Source organism: Paenibacillus selenitireducens (assembly GCF_002021565.1).
GTDB classification, from domain to species: domain Bacteria; phylum Bacillota; class Bacilli; order Paenibacillales; family Paenibacillaceae; genus Paenibacillus_K; species Paenibacillus_K selenitireducens.
In genome coordinates, this window is the sequence record NZ_MSZX01000003.1 from 528,797 (window position 1) to 549,350 (window position 20,554).

At 48.1% G+C, this 20,554-nt stretch carries 16 protein-coding genes; 12 read left to right on the plus strand and 4 right to left on the minus strand.

Annotated features, from left to right (window positions below):
• Positions 1–122 precede the first annotated feature (122 nt).
• The 5 genes from BVG16_RS10175 to BVG16_RS10195 all read left to right on the plus strand — a co-directional run bounded on the left by BVG16_RS10175 (position 123) and on the right by BVG16_RS10195 (position 8,267).
• On the plus strand, positions 123–2,057 hold the full coding sequence (locus tag BVG16_RS10175) for a bifunctional 2',3'-cyclic-nucleotide 2'-phosphodiesterase/3'-nucleotidase (protein ID WP_144027340.1): 1,935 nt from the start codon (positions 123–125) through the stop codon (positions 2,055–2,057).
• 218 nt (positions 2,058–2,275) lie between these two features.
• The gene (locus tag BVG16_RS32405; protein WP_144027341.1) at positions 2,276–5,902 is read left to right on the plus strand and encodes a DUF6359 domain-containing protein; all 3,627 of its coding nucleotides are present in this window, start codon (positions 2,276–2,278) and stop codon (positions 5,900–5,902) included.
• Positions 5,903–6,066: 164 nt separating this feature from the next.
• Entirely contained in the window at positions 6,067–6,528 is a 462-nt protein-coding gene (locus tag BVG16_RS10185) for an RrF2 family transcriptional regulator (protein WP_233146975.1), read from the plus strand.
• 108 nt (positions 6,529–6,636) lie between these two features.
• Positions 6,637–7,281 (plus strand): nitroreductase family protein, encoded by a 645-nt coding sequence (locus tag BVG16_RS10190; RefSeq protein WP_078498429.1) that lies wholly within the window; start codon positions 6,637–6,639, stop codon positions 7,279–7,281.
• Between the two features lie 113 nt (positions 7,282–7,394).
• On the plus strand, positions 7,395–8,267 hold the full coding sequence (locus tag BVG16_RS10195) for a GNAT family N-acetyltransferase (RefSeq protein ID WP_078498430.1): 873 nt from the start codon (positions 7,395–7,397) through the stop codon (positions 8,265–8,267).
• A 64-nt stretch (positions 8,268–8,331) separates the two neighbouring features.
• Here BVG16_RS10195 and BVG16_RS10200 read toward each other — a convergent pair whose 3' ends face one another.
• Genes BVG16_RS10200 through BVG16_RS10215 form a run of 4 tightly spaced genes read right to left on the minus strand, consistent with a single transcriptional unit; the run spans position 8,332 to position 11,991 of the window.
• Entirely contained in the window at positions 8,332–9,882 is a 1,551-nt protein-coding gene (locus BVG16_RS10200; protein WP_078498431.1) for an MDR family MFS transporter, read from the minus strand.
• 31 nt (positions 9,883–9,913) lie between these two features.
• Positions 9,914–10,651: a hypothetical protein gene (locus BVG16_RS10205; protein WP_078498432.1), complete on the minus strand. Its 738-nt coding sequence runs from the start codon at positions 10,649–10,651 to the stop codon at positions 9,914–9,916.
• 28 nt (positions 10,652–10,679) lie between these two features.
• The gene (locus BVG16_RS10210) at positions 10,680–11,351 is read right to left on the minus strand and encodes a polymer-forming cytoskeletal protein (protein ID WP_078498433.1); all 672 of its coding nucleotides are present in this window, start codon (positions 11,349–11,351) and stop codon (positions 10,680–10,682) included.
• Between the two features lie 16 nt (positions 11,352–11,367).
• A complete protein-coding gene (locus BVG16_RS10215) occupies positions 11,368–11,991 on the minus strand; it encodes a YhbD family protein (protein ID WP_078498434.1) in 624 nt (207 codons plus the stop codon).
• Between the two features lie 197 nt (positions 11,992–12,188).
• On the opposite strand from BVG16_RS10215, the gene BVG16_RS10220 reads away from it, so the two are divergent.
• The 7 genes from BVG16_RS10220 to BVG16_RS10250 all read left to right on the plus strand — a co-directional run bounded on the left by BVG16_RS10220 (position 12,189) and on the right by BVG16_RS10250 (position 20,546).
• Complete coding sequence (locus tag BVG16_RS10220; protein WP_078498435.1) at positions 12,189–12,860, plus strand: MgtC/SapB family protein; 672 nt, start codon at positions 12,189–12,191, stop codon at positions 12,858–12,860.
• 203 nt (positions 12,861–13,063) lie between these two features.
• A complete protein-coding gene (locus tag BVG16_RS10225; protein WP_078498436.1) occupies positions 13,064–13,438 on the plus strand; it encodes a GntR family transcriptional regulator in 375 nt (124 codons plus the stop codon).
• Positions 13,431–14,324 carry an ABC transporter ATP-binding protein gene (locus BVG16_RS10230; RefSeq protein ID WP_078498437.1) on the plus strand — a complete coding sequence of 298 codons (894 nt, stop codon included), beginning with the start codon at positions 13,431–13,433 and terminating at the stop codon, positions 14,322–14,324. Before BVG16_RS10225 ends, BVG16_RS10230 begins: the two co-directional genes overlap by 8 nt.
• Positions 14,321–15,007: a hypothetical protein gene (locus BVG16_RS10235; protein ID WP_078498438.1), complete on the plus strand. Its 687-nt coding sequence runs from the start codon at positions 14,321–14,323 to the stop codon at positions 15,005–15,007. The genes BVG16_RS10230 and BVG16_RS10235 overlap by 4 nt, the downstream gene beginning before the upstream one ends.
• Before the next feature lie 887 nt (positions 15,008–15,894).
• Positions 15,895–17,052 carry a glycoside hydrolase family 88 protein gene (locus BVG16_RS10240; RefSeq protein ID WP_078498439.1) on the plus strand — a complete coding sequence of 386 codons (1,158 nt, stop codon included), beginning with the start codon at positions 15,895–15,897 and terminating at the stop codon, positions 17,050–17,052.
• Between the two features lie 49 nt (positions 17,053–17,101).
• A complete protein-coding gene (locus BVG16_RS10245) occupies positions 17,102–18,841 on the plus strand; it encodes an alpha-L-fucosidase (protein WP_233146980.1) in 1,740 nt (579 codons plus the stop codon).
• An 85-nt stretch (positions 18,842–18,926) separates the two neighbouring features.
• Positions 18,927–20,546: an extracellular solute-binding protein gene (locus BVG16_RS10250; protein ID WP_078498440.1), complete on the plus strand. Its 1,620-nt coding sequence runs from the start codon at positions 18,927–18,929 to the stop codon at positions 20,544–20,546.
• Positions 20,547–20,554: the final 8 nt, after the last annotated feature.

A 20,554-nucleotide genomic window follows, 5' to 3' on the forward strand; every position in this document is an offset into this window, starting at 1 on the left:
AAATTATATAAATTATCCCTTTATATGTAAATAAAATCAAAAATATATTAAACGTGACAAACCGATAGGGAATATAGTACATATGAAAGTAGGATGAATTATAGAGGAGGATGGAAGGAACTATGAATGATCAAAGACCGCGATTGCAGCTTCGAATTCTCGAAACAACGGATATCCATGCGAATGTGATGGACTATGACTATTATAAAGACGCACCCGCCGCGGATCTCGGATTGGTTCGAACCGCTTCCTTGGTGAAGCAAGCCCGGGATGAAGTGCCGAATACCCTTCTTGTTGATAATGGGGATCTGATCCAAGGCACGCCGCTGGGTACTTATGTCGCTAAAATTGACCCATTGATGAAATTGGAGGATGCGGTTCACCCCGTATATCTCGCGATGAATGAGATGGATTATGATATTGCTACGTTCGGTAACCATGAATTCAACTATGGGCTCGAATTTCTCGACCGGATGATTCGTGGAGCTCGGTTTCCGTATGTGAATGCCAATATATATGTGGATGAGAGCCAGGACCATAGGGAATTTGGCAAGAACAAATACACGCCCTACACGATTCTAAATAAAACGTGCAGGGATACGAATGGGGACATGCATGAGCTGCGCATTGGAGTTATCGGGCTGGTTACACCTCAGATCATGGAGTGGGATCAAGCTCATCTGCAAGGGCAGGTCGTGACAAGAGACATGACCGACACAGCCATGGAATTCATCCCGCAGATGAAGAAGGAAGGCGCGGATATCATTATCGCTTTGGCGCATACGGGGTTTGATAGCAGCGACGATGGCCGTCAGGGTGCGGAGAATGCCGTATTATCGCTGAGTAAAGTGCCTGGCATCGATGCCATTACCTTTTCCCATACGCATAAAGTGTTTCCTGCTGTTGATTTCAGCCGTTTGGATCCTAAATTCAAAGACAAGCAGGGTCAACCTTTGCCAGAAGTAGATGATGTGAAAGGGAAGATTCATGGCGTTGCCGCGGTTCAAGCGGGATATGGCGGCGGTCATCTCGGCGGGATTGATTTATTCCTTGTCCAGCATGAAGGTCAATGGTCCGTAGAGGATAGCCAATCTTGGAACCGGGCGGTCTATGATGTGGAACAAAGAAAAGCCTTGGTGGATGCGGATGCTGGTATTATGGCGCGTGTCCAACAAGCTCATGAAGCTACCGTGAAGTATGCGAACGGGCCGATCGGCATGACGAGTGCGCCGATTTTTAGTTATTTTGCGTTGGTGCAGGATGATCCGTCCATTCAGATTGTGACGAATGCGCAGACTTGGTATACCGAGAAATATATCGCGAACTCGCTGCCGCAATATCAAGAATTACCGATCCTCTCTGTGGGTTCGCCGTTTAAGGCAGGGCGTAATGGTCCGTCAGAATATACGGATGTTGAAGCAGGCCCGATCGCGATCAAGAGTGCAAGCGACTTGTACTTGTATGATAACTTGCTTAAAGCGGTCAAAGTGAAAGGGGAAATCGTCAAAGAATGGCTAGAGATGTCCGCCGGGATTTACCATACTATTGATCCGTCCCGCAAGGAGGAGCAGCCGTTATTAAATCCTCTGTTCTCCGTATATAATTTCGATGTCATCGATGGGATCACCTATCAAATCGATATCACGCAGCCGCCCAAGTACTCGCCGGAAGGTGAATTGTTGAATAAGGACGCAAGCCGCATCCTGAATCTCCGTTATCAAGGAGAGCCATTGAATCCGGATCAGGAATTCATTGTTGTCATGAACAACTACCGCGCGTTTGGCGGGGGGCAATTCCCAAGGATTCAGGAAGCGGAGCTGGTTCTAGATTCAGCCGATGAGAACCGTCAGATTCTTATGGATTACATCATTGAACAGGGGCAGATTAACCCTCGCGCGGACCATAATTGGTCTTTGGCGCCGATCCCTGGCAATCAAGCGATTGTCACGTTCACAACATCGCCGGAGGCTGTGAAATATCTTGAAGCATTTCCACACATTCAATTCACGGGAAAACTTGATGCAAAAGGGTTCGGGATCTTCTCCCTGAACTTGTAGATGACAAGGTAACTTTTTACCGTCATAATCATGTCCTGAACTTCATATAATCAACGAATTGCCAAGCAGAGGTTGTCTTTTCATTCGTCAACGGCCTCTGCTTTCGTGTCCTATAATGGCAATATTTTACATAATATTAACACTAAAATGCACCTAGACATGCTAGAGTTATGACGTTGAAACTACTAATTTTGGGATGAAGGAAGGGACATGGGACAATGAGGAACAGGAAGAACTTGAGAAGGCTTGGAGCCATATTTTTTGCTCTCTCGTTGCTTATCGGCAATGCACTTAACTTTCTGCCAGGTACGGCCTCAGCTGCATCAGCGATCAATGTCGCACAAGCGATTGCGAAGAACAACAACGGAGAAACGGCCACGGTAGAAGGTTATATCGTAGGTGAAGTGTATAATTCAAAACCCATTTTTTCTAATTTTCAAGATGATCTCAACTTTCTAATTGCGGATACAGCGAGCGAAACAGATAAAACGAAACTCATAGATGTTCAGATCACGGCTAGCTACCGGAGCCAATACGGTCTGAAGAGCAATCCGACACTCGCCGGCAAAAAAGTTCAGGTAACAGGCACGCTTGCCTTATATAGCGGCATAAACGGCGTGAAAAATCCTTCGAGCTTTGTCTTGGATGGCACGCCTGGAGGCGGAAATCCAGATCCAGCTGACCCAGGGAGTGAGAACATTGGCGTTCCCACAACCCTCCCCGACGGTACAGGCAAAAAAGTGCTATTCGATCAATCCCATGCGCAGACAGCCGGTGCAGCGGATTGGGTAGTTGATGGAGCATTCTCGGATTTTGCCGATGGGTTGAAGGCGGCGGGGTTCCAGGTCGATGCGCTCGAAAGAACGCTTCCGTATACCTCGCAAGCTTATGATACCCCTGCAATTACGTTGAGTAAGCTGAAGCAATATAACGTATTTGTGATCGGGGAAGCGAACATTCCTTTCAAAGCATCCGAGCAAGAAGCGATGCTGCAGTATGTGAAGGATGGCGGCAGTATTTTCTTTATTTCGGACCATTACAATGCTGACCGTAACTTGAACCGATGGGATTCATCGGAAGTCATGAACGGATACCGCCGGGGCGCTTATAACAATCCTGCGAAAGGGATGGCTGCGGCAGAAGTGGCATCCGGAGCAATGGAAGGCGTGACCAGCACCGATTGGCTGGGACAAAATTTCGGCGTACGTTTCCGTTACAATGCGTTAGGCGATTTCACGAAGACGGATACGGTGAAATACGACCAATCCTTCGGCATTACGGCAGGCGTCAATGATGTCGAAATGCATGCCGGCTCGACCATGGTGGTACTGGATCCGACGCGCGTCAAAGGGCTTGTCTATATACCGAAGACGACATTGGGCTGGAATAATGCGGTTGAGAAAAGTGATCCGGCAAATTTCCCGAATGGCGGCGTCTATAAAGGCGGCGGAGTGGATGAAGGTCCGTTCGCGGCGATCGCGAAGCTGGAGAAGGGAAAAGCTGCGTTCATCGGGGATTCCTCTCCAGTAGAAGACAGTACCCCACGTTATGTCCGTGAAGATAATGGCTCGAAGAAAACGACGTATGACGGCTTCAAGAGCGAAGGGCAGAATAGTGTGTTCCTCGTGCAGACGGTGGAGTGGCTTGCGCTCCAAGAAGATTATGCGACATTCGAAAATAAAGGCATCAAGCTCGATTCCCCGACGCCATTGTTAACAAACGGGTTGGAGAATCCAGCTAATTCGGTAGAGATTCCAGGCACAGAACCGTGGGGAACCCCGGCTGCAGGATACAAATGGTACGATCCGGCTACATACAAAGCAGGTGCCTATGGCACAGGCAAAGGAGCACCAGAAGTACCCATTCCGGATCTAACGACGATTGCGGCAGCTAGACAAGTCAGCGATAACACCTATGTGACAGTTCAGGGTATTGTGACGTCTGAGCCTGGGATCTTCGGCGGTTCCGGCTTCTACATGCAGGATGGTACGGCCGGAATCTACGTGTATCCTACCCAAGCGACAGGCTTTCACGTAGGAGACAAAGTGAAAATCACAGCGCAAAAGACGATTTTTAACACCGAAGTCGAGCTGATGAATGATGCGAAGGTGGAGAAGCTGGATGCGAATGCGAATATCCCTGCTGCGGTTCCGGCGATCCAGACAACTCTGAATGACAGCAATCAGGGGACGTTAGTCACATTTAAGGATGTAACCGTTCAGAATTATGCAACGGTAACGAATTCCCTTGAATTCGATCTGGTGAAGGATGGCGTGACGAGCCGCGTCCGAGTAGACAGCAGAACGAATATCAATGCGGACAGCTTCAAGCAGTCGTTCCCGGCTGGAACGAAGGTGGACATTACAGGGATTTCATCGATCTTTAAAGGCACATACCAATTGAAATTATTAAAGGTAGCGGACGTGCAGGTAGCCTCCCAAGGCAATCAAGCTCCGATATTTACGGCTATTGATGCGAAAAGCGTAACAGAAGGGCAGCACCTAACATTCCAGATCGAGGCAACAGACGCAGATGGTGATGTCTTGACCTATACAGCGCCTTCTCTTCCAGGGGATGCAGCCTTTGATGCAATTAGCCGCGAATTTTCCTGGACGCCGCAAACGGCAGGGGATTATACGGCGACCTTTCGTGTAACGGATGGGAAAGGCGGCGAGGCAACGATCAATGTATCGATTAAGGTCACGCCAGCAGGTCCAGCTTCACCTAATACAGCGACCTTAACGGGACCGGCTTCGTCGTATGCGGGCAGCGCTGTGGATTTGGCGGTGGGCGTCAAAAATATAACCTATGGTTTTACGACAGGAAGCATCGTCGTTCAATATGATCCGAACGTATTGGATTTTGCTACGAAGGCCAACACGGATGGTACCTTGGCGTTAGCGGAGACGGCAGTTGCCTCGACCTGGGAAGGTGCAGGCATCCTTGCAACCGGGGTCAAACCGGACAAAGGCCAGATCCTTGTCATTGTAGGAAGTACGGGAACCGATCATGCCGTGAATGGAACGGGACCGCTGCTGACGTTGCATGGAACGTTAAAATCGAGTGCAGCGGTAGGCACAACATCCGTTTCGATATCCGGTTTTGATGTATCAACGGATGGTACATCCAACGTATTAGATATCACCCAAGCTTCTTGGCATATCGAAGTGAAAACAGCAGACAGAACTGCCCTGGCTACAGCGATTCAGCAGGCACAGAACTTATATGATAATGCTGTCGTAGGATCGGCTCCAGGCCAATATCCGGCAGCAGCCAAAGCAGCCTTGCAGCAAGCCATTACAGCAGCGAGTGTGGTTCGTGATAATGCGTCTGCTACCCAGGAAGAATTAAATGCAGCACTTGCAGCATTGGATGCCGCCGTGAACACGTTCCGCAACGCGGTGAATCCATCGGCACCAGTGGATAAGACATCATTAACGACAGCGATTGCGAATGCACAAAGTCAACTGAACAAAGCTGTCACAGGCAACAAAGTCGGTCAGTATCCAGCAGCAGCCAAAGCTGCGTTGCAGTCGGCTATCACGACGGCAACGGATGTGAAGAACAGCTCTTCTGCATCGCAGTCGCAAGTGGATGCGGCAGTATCGACATTGAATACAGCACTTGTAACGTTCCAATCTAAGTTGATTACCTTGGTTCCAGGGGCGACGAAGATTACGATCAATGATCTATCGATCCTTGCGAAATACTTCGGTATGACATCGGCAGATCCGAATTGGAGCAACATTGCCCAAGCGGATATGTTCGATGAGGGCGAGATTACGATTCGTTCGCTCGCTGCGGTCGCACAATTAATCGTGGGCGATTGGTTCAAAGAGAACTAATGGATACGTATTTGTAAATGTTAGCGCAGGGATGTTCTTTTAGGGTCTTCATGACCTAAAGGGGCATCCCTTTTTCTATTTTTTGAAGGGCAATGCTCTTGCTGGAAACTCCGGATTACGATACAATGCAGGGAAGTAACGGGAATAAGGAGGGAGAAGGAACCGTGGAAGAACAACAGATATCGAAGAAGCAGCCGAAAGCCTGCCCTTCTACCTATAAAACATTCAGTCTGTCCTTACAAGCACTTGTGATTCTTGCGAAGCATTCGAGCCTGTGCCCAAGTTCAGATATTGCGCAGGATATACAATCCGAAGCGACCTTGCTGCGCCGAATTCTATCGGTTTTGTCGAGGGAGAATATTATTGAGACGCGTGAAGGACGTGAGGGTGGATACCGTTTGAGTAAGAGGCCTGAGGAGATTACACTCGCCGAAGTTTACGCTGCCCTTCACATCGATGAAGCGCGCTGCGTCAGCATGACTGAAGCAACGGGTGAGAATCCTTTTGGGTTGAAAATGAAAGCGGTTATGTATGACATCACATCGGAAATCGACCAGAGTATTCTGAATGTATTAGAGAAATATACGATACAGGATCTCGTAAACCGAACATGTGAGCTCGATTGACATTCTTTATTTCCAGGTATATACTGTGCGAATAGAGACACAGTAATATGAACAGCATTTAACTGTGTGTATATAATCACAGTATAGGCTGCATAGGAGGATGAAACCATGTCTACGTCAGTTGATCAAAAGCAAGACTTCTTTACCGTTGTGCATGAACGCCATTCTGTACGTTATTATGATCCAAGCGTCCAAATTTCCAAGCAGGAGTTGGAAGACATCTTACAGGAAGCAACGTTGGCACCATCTTCTAGCAATCTTCAACCTTGGCGGTTTCTCGTCATCGACGAGCAAGCTTTGAAGGAGAAATTGCTGCCTATCGCGTACAATCAACAACAGGTGGTAGATGCATCGGCGGTAATCGCCGTTTTCGGAGACATGGAGTGGTTCAACGAAGGGGAGAAGATCTACGCCAAGTCTGTTGAAGCGGGTTACATGAGCGAAGCAGTGAAACAGCAAATGGTCGCGACCGTAGATAATGGATACCGCAACATGGATGAAGCGCGCAAGAAGAAAATCGTGCATATCGACGGTGGTCTGATCAGCATGCAGTTGATGTTGGTGGCTCGTGCAAAAGGATATGATACGGTCCCTATGGGTGGGTATGACGTGGCGAAATTTAACGAAGCGTTCGAAATTCCTGCACACTATGAGAATATTATGCTGATTGCCTTGGGCAAAGCAGCGAAACCAGGTCATGCAACCGTTCGCCTATCGGTGGATGAAGTGACGCATTGGAATACAATTAAATAAACAGATCGAATAGACAGTTCGAAAAGGCAGGGGAAACCCTGCCTTTTCTTATTTTGGAAGACAAAGGATATCGATATAGCGTAGAATGAGGAAGACAAAGGAGGCGATCTGTTTTGAAGATACATAGAAAGCAAACCCTGTCGGAACAAGAACTGCAAGATATACGCGAATTAGCGGATATCTGCAATCTGTTGGACGGCATTCAATTGAAATTAAATTGGGTATCGTTACAGACTCGTTCCGGGGAAGAAACGAACGATTTCCTAATCTATAATGATGCGGGCGATCTAATTGGTTACTTAGGCATGTACGTGTTCCGTTCGTCCGAGGCGGAGATTAGCGGCATGGTCCACCCTCGTTATCGTAGACAAGGCCTCTTCCGGAAGCTGGTTGATGCGGCGTTAACCGAATGCCGGCAACGAGAGTTCCCTAAAGTTCTATTTATCTGTCATCATGCGTCTGCTTCAGGCAAAGCATTCTTGATTGAAGCAGGGACAACCTATACGATGTCAGAGCATTGGATGCGCTGTGAATGGGCTGACGTAACGAACGTTGAACGTTCTGCTGCCCTGGCGATGGAGATCCGTGCTGCTGATGTCGAAGATACGGAAGTTCTTGTGTCCTTGAACCAAGACGGATTTGATATGACAGAAGAAGATAGCAGAGAATATGTGGAACGCTGCTTCGGCAGTCCGTTGGAATATACCTTTATTGCAGAATTAGAGGGTCAGCCGATCGGTAAGTTAGGCGTGACCTATGAAGATGGTGCGGCATTTATTTATGGCTTTTGCGTGCAGCCCACATTACGGGGGAAAGGCTACGGGCGAGCCATTCTGCGCGGGCTAATAGAGCAGCTGAATCGGGAGCGGAGCATATCGCGCTTCGAATTGGAGGTTGCCGTAAAGAACGAGCGAGCTTTAGGCATCTACGAGTCCTGCGGTTTCCGTGTGGTCAGTGCGAATGACTACTATGTGTTGACGGTATAATATCAATACGTATTAAATAGGAAAGAGCCCTTTACCCGTATCCGGGTAGAGGGCTCTTCAGCGTTTAAGATGAAGATGTCGTAGATGTCTCATTCGCAACTTCGGATGACGCTTCCTTGAAGCTCTTTAACTTATCGTTCGTCATGTAGAACGTGAACAGCAAGGCGAGCACCGTTGGGATGAGTGACCAGAGGAACGTCGTCGCAATGGAAGAAGAGAGTGCATGCGTTATTTTGTCCAGAATGTCTGAAGGAATGCTCGCTCGAGCTTCCGGTGACAGAATTGCCCGCGGATCAGACATCATTTCTCCTTGTGGGGCCGCTTGCCCCATGCCCGAGAAGGCGGATTGCAGTCGGTCGGTAAATTCCGTTCGTTGAACCATACCGAAGATCGTAATCCCGATCGTCATCCCCAAGGAGCGGATAAACGCGATCGTGGAGTTGGCAGACCCGCGCTGCGAAGCATCAAAATGGTGAATCGCAGCCATTCCTAACACGGAGAAGGAAGCGCCAAGTCCCAAGCCGGTAATGACCATATACCACGTAATCATCCCGCGAGTTGTATCCGTCGTAATGGTGGTTAACAAGGCAATTCCTAGGAGGAAGATCAGCATGAATGCGACCATGACTTTACGATATCCAAATTTCGCGGAAGCCATCGCCCCAATCTGTGCAGATACGGTCGTACCTAACATCATAGGCAATAGAATCATCCCTGAATTGGTTGCCGTACCGCCGGTTACCCCTTGAACGAAGATCGGAATATAGACCGCCGTGGCAATGAAGGCGGCTCCCGAGAACAATCCGATAATGGTACTGGAAGCGAATAGCCGATTCTTAAACATCGCAAAGGAGATAATCGGTTCCTTAGCATGGCGCTCGATCAGGATGAAGATCAGGAACAATACCGCAAATCCAGCGAATAAGCTGATGATGATTGAAGAATCCCAGGCGTAGGTGCCTCCGCCAAGCTCCAACGCAAACATCAAGCAAATGATCGAACCTACGAGGGTAGCTGCGCCGCCCCAGTCAATTTGCTGCCGTGCATGCACATGGGACTCTTTATAGAAGAAGATCACGAGCAGAAGAGAGACGACGCCAAGGGGCACATTAATGAAGAAGATCCAGTGCCATGTGAAGGTGTCTGTTATAAATGCACCGAGCAGGGGGCCGAATATGCTGGAAAGCCCGAAGACCGCACCGAACAATCCGCCCATTTTACCACGTTTCTCGACGGGGAAAATATCAAACATAATCGTAAAGGCAATGGGTATCAGCGCACCGCCGCCAATCCCTTGAATCGCCCGGTAAATACTTAATTGTGTGATCGTCTCGGCCGTAGAGCAGAGCAATGAGCCTGCGAGAAAGAAGATTAACCCAAAGACGAAAAACCGTTTGCGTCCATACATGTCGGACAGTTTACCGAAGATCGGCATGCCAGCCATTTCGGCGACCATATACGCCGAAGTCACCCACACGAATTTGTCCATGCCTCCTAAATCCGAGACGATGGTCCCCATGGCCGTCGATACGATCGTATTATCCATCGATGCCATAAGGATGCCGAGCAGCAGTGCTGCAACGACTAAGCCTAAATTATTTTTTCCCCTAACCATGTCTAACAATCCACCTTTTCATGTCATGAGTTTATACTTGGGAATAATGATTCACGATCGCATCGGAAGCTTGGTTGTACGTATTCCGGTATTCGACGTGCTCGATGTGGCAACCGGGTCCGATCGTAACATTGTTCCCCCGGACAAATTGAGCGGTGGTATTCTCCAATACGATGTCATCCCCTTCGATACTGCGTGCTGTGAGCCGCGCATCCGGTTGGATTTTGAACATATCGAACAAGGACTTCATCATCCCAGAGATCCCTTGTGCTTTCTTGACTGTAATATGCTCACCGCCGATTTCATTGGCTTGTGAGGGCCAATAGAGCTGTACATCCATTTGTCCTGCATTCAGCAAGCCTTTGACGTCGAATGCGCCTTTGCCATAGAGACGGTCGATTTCGCAATCTCCATCTACTTGAACCATACCGTAGAGCTTCAGCTCTTGCCCGAACAGGTTGTTCTTCACGTTGAGCTGCCCGTTAATCTTGCCATCCCGTATGGTGGCATCGCCATGAACCGTCATTTCGCCATTTACGGTTGTTTTGTCATTCGATACGGTGCCGTTCACCACGGTCGTACCATGGACTTTGAAAATTTGCGAGACGAATTGCCCTGTGATGTCGGCCGTGCCTGTGCACCCGAATGTGATGCAATCGATATCGCCTGTGAGCTTTCCCTCGCCCATAATACGGATTTGATTATAGGTCCCTCCGGCAGCACTTGCTGTGCCTGTAATTCGAATGTTTTGCCGATCCTGTGTGTTCATCGTGGATTGCCTCCCCTTACTCTATTATTTAAAGTCGTAATTGATGATTCACTTTTGCGCTCGGATGGATGTGTAAATGTTCTTTGTATTCCACGCGGTCAATGACGCAATCCGGTCCGATCGCCACTTGATTGCCGCGTACGACTTGCGCTTTTGTATTTTCGAGCGTCACATGATCGCCTTCAATGACTTCAGCGGACAGATGCGAATTGAACAATGCGCCCATCATCTTATTCATAAGATTTCCGCGGATTTGCTTCACGGTAATTTGTTCGCCACCGATTTCGTTCGCGCGGCAGCGGCCGTGAATGTGAATCATAATGTTGCCTGCGTTCAGCATACCTTCAATAACAAAGGTGCCGCTCGCTTGGAATTGTTCAGCCGAGCAGTTTGCGCCGATTTTGACATCCCCATTGAAATGAATCGAATCGCAGGTCAATGGACCTTGAATCGTGACTTTACCGTCCATTTGCATGCTGTCTGCGCGAACAGCGCCTTTGATGGTACTCATGCCGTTAATTCGTACAATGTCGGCTTGTAAGTTGCCTTCTACTTTGGCTGTACCATTGGCTTGAAATTGCCGGCATGTGACATCGCCACGAATTTTACCGACGCCGTCGATGTTGACTTGGTTGAATGTACCGCCGGATGAGCTGGCAATACCGGATATGCTAATGTCTCCTAAAGGTTGTGTATTCATTGGAATATTCCTCCGATCAAGATAAATGTGTTTTTAACGCTTCAATCGAACTGGAAATGACGAGTCGCTTGACCAGCTTGGCGTTATTCTCGAGGTATACTTCGCTAGCCCCTGAAATCAACAGGAATGTTGCGATGCCCATTTTGCGAATAAATAAGAGATCGCAGCTCTTGCCGTCAAATTTCTTGTAATGATCGTTCAGCACTTGCAGGAGAATCTTCCCTTCGTCCAAGCTCATTTCGCCCGTAAGCAGCAATTGGTCCAATACATAGACAGCGATCAATCGTTCATAGGTGAGCACATCCCAATCCCCAATTTGGTCGGTTAATAGCTTCAGGGATATTTCGGATACGATGTTGCGTTCGATGATATCCTTCTTATAGAGTGCCGTTTCCGTCAAACTGGGGGAGAATAGGTCTGCTAAGTCATCTAGCGAGGTGTTGTCTTTCAAGTTAACGATTTTATCTATACGTTCCAATATTTTATCCTTTGGAAAAAAGGTTTCTTGACCTGTGAACGTAGATTTGCGAATGAACCAATCTTCCGGAATCAGATCCTTGCGCTTCCAGCGGTATAATTGTCCGTAGGAGATACCGGTCAGCTCGAGTAGATCTTTTTTAGATATCAAATGGTCTTCCATGGTGGTGACCTCCTCATTGTGATGTTAACGAAACAATGTTACGCATGTATCGTAACACTGTTTCGTTACGAATTCAAGAGGCTGGCTTTAAATTCCCTTTTTTTGGGCGAATGCGAGGGGGTTTTGCTTTGACAATCGGAATGCACTAGACTGAAATATGATGCTACATCAATCTTTTCTGGAATGGGGGAGTTGGCATGTTACTTCAGCTTGAATTCCTGCTTCGACTGATCATCGCAGGGATTTGCGGCGTCATGATCGGGTATGAACGTAAAAGTCGGATGAAAGAAGCGGGTGTGCGAACACACTTTGTTGTGGCCATTGGTGCGGCACTGATGATGATGGTGTCGAAGTATGGCTTTGATGATATATTAGGCCATGAGGGTGTTGGTTTAGATCCATCTCGTGTCGCATCGCAAGTTGTAAGCGGTATATCGTTTCTGGGGGCGGGGATGATCTTTCTTCAACGCCAGCATGTCAAAGGGTTGACGACGGCAGCGGGAATCTGGACAACAGCGGGCATTGGGCTTGCGTTTGGCTCCGGGATGTATTTTATGGGGGCTGGCGTGACCCTGATTATTCTTGCGGGGCAGAAATTATTGCATCGTCAGTTCCGCTGGCTCGCATTTCCGAAATCCGAACAGCTTATTCTTCAAATGGAGAATGAACCTGACCTGGTGGGTGGAATCACGCGGATACTGATGGATAAGAATATATCGATCTTGAATTTTCATGCAGAAAAGATGGATAAGGAAGCGGCCTATATTGAAATCTATATGCAAGTGAAAGTTCCCGGATCGTATCCGGGCACGGAGTTGTTGTCCTTGATCCAAGAAATTCCCGGCGTGAAGTCGGTTGAGTTGCAATAAGGTTGTTTCTATAATGGAGCAGAGCAGTCCCAGGTGGGGCTGCTCTTTTTTGGGTTCAAATCGCTGAGGATCGACATGAGTGCATAGTCTTCAGGATCGATTTGAAAATTAGGCGAAAATTATGCTTGTCCATTTATTGACAAATGAGCTCGTTAGTTATATAGTTAGTTACATGAGTAATGAACCAACATGGTGGTGATGGAATGAGTATGAGTATGGATGACAGTCGCCCGATTTTTGTGCAAATTGCAGAACGGATCGAGGATGACATTATTGAGGCAAGATTACCCGAAGAATCGCAGGTTCCATCGACGAACCAATTCGCGACGTTCTACCAGATTAATCCGGCGACGGCGGCGAAAGGCGTGAATTTGCTAGTGGACCAAGGGATTCTGTATAAAAAGCGAGGGATTGGAATGTTCGTAGCGACAGGGGCGCGCGCCGTGCTGGTGGAGAAGCGCAAGGATCAATTTTATGAGCAGTATGTCGTTAGCATGTTACGCGAAGCAGAGAAGTTGGGGATTACGACAGATCAATTGGCAGACATGATTCGAAAGAGGGGGAGCAAACATGAGTAGTGTGGTGGAAGTGAGAGGACTGACGAAATCCTACGGCAAAGAATCAGTCGTCCGCAACGTGAGCTTTACGCTAGAGGAGAACAAAATCTATGGATTACTTGGGCGGAACGGGGCTGGCAAGACAACGATCATGCATATGATCACGGCACAGCAGTTCGCAACGAGCGGCATGCTGAAGGTATTCGGCGAAGAACCCTACGAGAATAACCGCGTGCTAAGCCAAGTCTGCTTCATTAAGGAGAGTCAGAAATACCCGGATAACTACCGCGTGATTGATGTTCTTGAGGTAGCTGGGCTGTTCTTCCAGAATTGGGATAAAGTGTATGCCCATGCGTTAATTGAGGATTTCCGGTTGCCGTTGAAACGGCGGATGAAGAAGCTATCTCGGGGGATGCTCTCCTCGGTAGGAATAATCGTAGGACTCGCGAGTCGCGCACCGCTGACCATCTTTGACGAACCGTACTTAGGGCTGGATGCGGTGGCAAGAGGGCTGTTCTACAACCGGCTCATTGAGGATTATGCGGAGCATCCACGTACGGTGGTTTTATCCACGCATTTGATCGACGAAGTGAGTCAGCTTTTGGAACATGTGATGGTCATTGATCAAGGCAAGTTGATTCTGAATGAAGATACGGAAGTGCTGCGGGGCAAAGCTTTATCTGTAGCGGGAACCACGGCGCAGGTCGATGAGTTCACGAAGGGCAGAGAAGTCATCCACCGGGAACCTTTCGGAGGGTTATTGACTGCAACTGTGGTGGGAAATGGTAAAGCGGAGGACCGCAAACGTGCGGAAGCACTGGGTTTAACCGTGGCGCCGGTATCTTTGCAGCAACTTATTGTTCATTTAACGAATGGATCGGTACGAAAGGCGGGTGAAGTTGAATGAATCGAGCAGCAGGCGTATTGAAGATGCACTTCCAAGATAAGTTCGGCTACTTATATTTACCTTGGATAATCCTATTGTCATCCTTTACCGTTAACATCATTGTCGGTATTCTGGTAAATGAAGAGAAGGGCTTCTATACGGGAGGGTTAATGTCCATCTATGTTTATATGTTTGTGATGGGCATCGTCGTGGTAGCACAGTCATTCCCTTTTGCATTAGGATTTTCCGTTCGGAGATCGGATTATTATTTAGGCACCGTGGGATTGATTGTCGTATTAAGCGGCATATTCTCGGCTCTGCTGACGCTGTTCTCCTGGGTGGAAGTGCTGACGAACGGCTGGGGAGTAAAGCTCGGATTTTTCCATTTACCCTATCTTAGCAGCGGCAGCTATGTGCAGCAGTTTCTCGTTTATTTCCTAGCGATGCTGTTCATCTGTTTGAACGGTTTCGTCACGGGAAGCTACAGCAAACGGTTTGGCAAAACAGGGACATTCACCTTATTCATTGTGTTATTCCTGTTAGGTAGCCTCTTCTCCTTGGCGATGAGCTACTATGATGGATGGGCGGATCTGTTCCAGTGGTTTGTCGGAAAAACGGCGCTGGACCTTGCGGTTCGAAGTATGCCGGTATCGATTATTTTCGCTGCATTATCGTATCTGTTCTTGCGTAGAGTGACCGTGTAGTTTAACGGATTGAAGTTGAAGTGAATAAGAAGGATGGAAAAGACCGAAAGGATCGAAAAGACCGCTGGGGGCTGCCTGAGGGCACTGAAAAAATTGTGTTATGAGAAAAACCCCTACCCTCGGTTCATTCGAGAGTACCTATATTGGAAATTCCCAATATAGCCCTCATTATAGAGGATAACGGTACTCATATAGTGGACAAATCCAATGTAGGAGCACGAAAAGGTCCAGAATGAGCTCATGTCCACGTTCTATATTGGATTACTCCATGATAGGCGCCGAAATTCGCAGATTAACGCAAAGTTAGTGGATAAATCCAACATAGCATCAAGGGGATAAAAAAGTTCAGTCGCAAGACCGAAGGTACTGAAAAATTTATGTTTTTCATTTCGATGATGGCTCTAATTTAAGAGGCGACTATTTGTTCAATTTTGAACGAATAGCCGCCTCTCTCTGTATCTATTCTCACTTAGATTTCTTCATCAAGGTCACCATTCGTTTGTTGCATCCACGATAATCGTTGTACCTTCAATTCATTCTTTCTCCAGGGCGATTTCGCCCGTGTTGAACATACGAATTAGTGACACTGCATTGCGGCCATGATCGAGTCCTTATTTATTCACCCATTCCTCGAGCAGACTTTCCTTGATAAATATCGAGGCAGGCTCGCTTATTTAGGTTGAAGGTACTTTTTCAGTGCCCCCGGGCTGCCTCTGGCGGCTTTTTTGCGCAGAAAAAGGGGAGGTGAACGATTTTTCATGCCTACATACTTTTTTTCACCTCCATAAAAACGGCAGTTCACTCGAAAAATTGGAAATTGTGGGCTGAACCCGCCGTTGCTTACAATGGACCCAGAAACGAATAACGATCATGTGGGAGGAATGTCAATGATTGAGCAATTCGCGACAACGAAACCGCTTACAAGAGCGCGCTGTGACGAAGCCATGGAATTTATTATCCGCCAGATGGATCGTAACCTGGAGACATTTGCAGATACGTTCCCCTCGGAAAGCAGTACGAATCAAGTGTACCGACAAGTGGGCAATGTGGCGTGGACGCCAGGGTTCTGGACGGGCATGCTGTGGCTTACGTATGAAGTTACAGGAGATGAGAAATATCGTCTCGCCGCTGAAAACCAACTTTCTAGTTATCGTCAACGGGTGGATGAAAGACGGTATACGGAGACACATGATCTTGGATTTCTGTATACGTTATCCTGCGTATCAGCCTATAAGCTGACGGGTAACGAGGGCGCTAAGCAATTAGCCATCGAGGCGGCGGATCTGCTCTACGCGAGATATTTAGAGAAAGCGGGCATCATCCAGGCTTGGGGCAATCTGAATGATCCGAAACAGCAAGGACGGATGATTATTGATTGCCTGATGAATTTACCGCTTTTATATTGGGCTAGCGAAGTCACAGGGGATCCGAAGTATTACGACGCCGCAGAAGCACATGTTCATCAGTCTGCAAAGTATTTAATCCGCGAGGATGCATCTAGTTTTCACACCTTCTATATGGACACGCAAACAGGTGAACCGAAGTATGGGAGTACCGCGCAAGGGTATGCGGATGACTCATGCTGGGCAAGAGGTCAAGCTTGGGGGATGTATGGGTTCCCGCTGTCTTATCGATATACCGGGGATGGTGAGCTCATCGAGCTTACAACGAAGCTCTCGAATTATTTTCTTAACCGTCTGCCCGAGGATCTGGTCTGTTATTGGGATCTTATCTTTACAAGCGGCCCAGAAGAGAGGGACAGCTCGGCAGCTGCCATCGCCGTATGCGGACTATTGGAGACAGCCAAGCATCTGCCGTTGACGGATCCGAACCAACGTAGATATGAGAATGCAGCCTTGTCTATTTTGGATTCACTGATCGCACATTATTTGGCCCAGGAGGTACCGGAATCGAATGGAATTCTGCTTCATGCGGTATACGGCAAGCCGAATGGGACGGGGATCGATGAGTGCTGCATATGGGGCGATTATTACTTTTATGAGGCATTGGTTCGCGTCACGAGGGATTGGAAGCCGTACTGGTAAAGGTGAAAAATGAGGATGAGATCGAGCGCCGGAAGAGGTGGATGTGGAAGTGGAAGTGAATAGCATCAAGGCAGCAGCAGATCAAGATCTGAAGACAAAATGGTGGACGGATGCGAGATTCGGGATGTTCATTCATTGGGGATTATATGCGATTCCCGCCAAGGGTGAATGGATCATGTATGCAGAGAGAACACCTGTGCAGGAGTATGAGAAATGGGCTGCCCAGTTCAATCCGACGAAATTCAATGCCAACGCATGGGTAAAGCTCGCGAAAGATGCAGGAATGCGGTATATCGTCATTACGGCCAAGCATCATGACGGGTTTGCGATGTTCCATTCTCGATCAGACACGTACAATATCGTCGATGCAACGCCGTTCGGACGCGATCCGATGCTGGAATTAGCGGAAGCCTGCAAGGAAGCGGGAATTGCCTTATGCTTCTATTACTCGCATGTTATCGACTGGCATCATCCGGATTCGATGCATAAGGAACACAATAACACGTGGGACTATAACCAGGAAGAGAAGCAGTTCTCTAAGTATTGGCATGGCAAAGTGAAGCCGCAGCTTACGGAATTGCTGACTGAATACGGGCGCGTGGGCCTCCTATGGTTCGATACTGCGGGAGGATTGTCCGAGGAAAATAGTCGAGATATCGTACAGCATGTGCGTAATCTGCAACCGGATTGCCTGATCAATTCTCGGGTCTCTCATATTATGGGAATGGGCGACTATGTGTCCAAGGGCGATAACGAGATTGGGATGAGCGGTGAAGATACAAGACCGTGGGAGACGCCTATGACGCTGAATCAATCTTGGGGTTATACGACCAAAGATCAAGTCTGGAAATCGACGGAGTCTCTTCTGCATAAGCTCGTCAACGTGATTGGCAAAGGAGGCAATTTACTCCTCAATGTTGGACCCTCTCCGGAGGGGACCATCCCGGAATTATCGGCAGATCGACTTCGAGAAGTTGGCGAATGGACCCACCGCAATGCAGAAGCGATCTATGGTACAACAGGGAGTCCGTTCCCATGTGAACTGACTTGGGGGGCTGTAACGACGAAGCCTGGACGCGTATATCTTCATATTCATAACGATAAGTGGCCGGAGCATGAAGTGAGGGTTCATGGGATTCGCAACCGTATTACGCGTGCGTATATGCTTGCAGATCCGAATCAACGGGAATTGAAGGTTGTGCAGACGTATGAGGTCAGCTTGGATCTCTACACGTTAATCTTAGAGGTCCCCTCACAGCCGTCGGATACGCATGTATCCGTACTTGTTTTAGAGCTAGCGGGCGAGAATGATTTTGACCCGACGCTTACGCAGCAGCCCTATGGCGGGTTTCAACTGGATGTACCTTGGGCGAAGGTGACCGATGTTCATACGGTGGAAGACCTTGATACTTCCCGAATCATCCGAAGCGCAGAATGGACATTCACTCTCGTAAGGCCAGGAACCTATGAATTGATGCTCGTGAGTTACAAACGTTATGACGCGACGTGGGAAGGGTTATACCCTGAAGAGATTGAAATAGATACAACCGGGGCACAGATGGTCTGCGCACCGTCAGAGGATGCCGTGGATACAGATTCTCCAGCATGTCAGCATCCCTATACACCGATTTTATCTAAGCTTGGAGAGATCACTTGGGAAGAGGCAGGAACCTATAGGCTGACACTACGATCATCCAAGTTGAAGGATCCTGCACCTCGGTTTACGGAAATTTGGCATGCGGATGCCGTTAAGCTGCGTGCGATACGGCTCGTTCGCGTCGGGGAATGAAGTGAACGTCATACCGCAGTCTTCGAAAATATCCAGAAAAACGAAGTTTCGTTATCGCTGTAACCAATAAAAAGGAGGCGCTTTCATGAAAAGAAACGTAAAGAAATTTGGAGTTATCCTGTTAACATCTCTGCTTGCATTATCCATCGCAGCTTGCAGTACTTCGGGCAGCGATCAGACGCAAGAAGGCACAACTGCCGATGGGAAGACGACAGAGGGCGCCAAGCTGACGAATTTATCGTACTGGGTGAGCATGCACTCCGCGGCTGCCGCGCAAATGAAAACCTATGCTGAAATGGGCATGTATAAGGAATTAGAGAAAATTACCGGTGTGAAGGTTGATTTTGAGCACCCGCCTTCAGACGCGGCACAGGCCAAAGAACAGTTCAATCTCATGATGGTCTCCGAGAAGTTGCCGGATGTCATTGAAACCTCGTGGATTGGATATCCGGGAGGTCCGGAGAAGGCGATTCAAGATAACAAGATTATCAAGCTGAACGATTATATCGATCAATATGCCCCGAATCTGAAAAAGCTGTTGACCGATCATCCGGATTGGAAAAAGCAAGTCACAACCGATGATGGCAATATGTATATGTTCCCGTTTTTCCGCGGCGGCGATAAGGTTCGTGTCTTCTATGGTCCAGCGGTCCGTAAAGATTGGCTCGATAAATTGGGACTAACGGTACCGACAACCATTGATGAATGGCATGAAGTATTAACCGCATTTAAGGATAAAGATCCGAACGGGAATGGCAAGGCGGATGAAATCCCATTATACATCACGTTGGATGATGTAGCGCTCGACGCTCCATTCCTTGGCGCATGGGGCATCAATTACGGCTTCTACCAAGACGGGGGCAAGGTAAAGTTCGGCCCGACGCAGCCGGAGTACAAGGAATTCCTGACAACCATGAACAAATGGTACCAAGAAGGCTTGATTGATAAAGATTTTGCCGCACCGAACAGCAAGCTGTTCGACGCGAAAATGACAGGGAATCAGTTAGGTGCCGCACTGGTATATAACGGAGGCGGTATTGGGAAATACGCGAATCTAATGAAAGATAAAGATCCGAACTTTAATCTGGTAGCTGCCGAGTACCCTGTGCTGAAGAAAGGCGATAAGCAGATGTGGGGACAGAAGGATTTTGCAACGAACGGGATCGGCGCCGCCATCTCAACGAGTAACAAGAACCCGATCGAGACGGTGAAATGGTTGGATTACGCTTACGGCGAACAGGGAGATCTGCTTTTCAACTACGGTAAAGAAGGCGAAGCCTACAGTATGGTCAATGGCGTCCCAACTTTCTTGCCTGAAGTATTGAATCCACCAAGCGGTGTGAGTCTGCAGCAATCCTTTGCGAAGCACAATCGTTCCACTTGGAGTGCGCCATTCGTGCTGAGCGAGAATTTTCAAATGCAATATTTAGCTTTAGACAACCAGAAAGATGCCCTTTCGATCTGGTCGCATCCGACCGGCGAGCGCAAAATGCCGCTTGTGACGCCGACTAATGACGAAAGCTCCCAATTCGCTTCGATCATGACCGATATCAACACCTATAAAGACGAGATGTTCCTGAAATTCATTATGGGTGCAGAGCCGCTCGATAACTTCGATAAATATGTCAAGAAAATTGAAACGATGGGCATTGAAGATGCGCTGAAAATCCAACAAGCAGCACTAGAACGGTTCAACAAGCGTTAATCGTACCA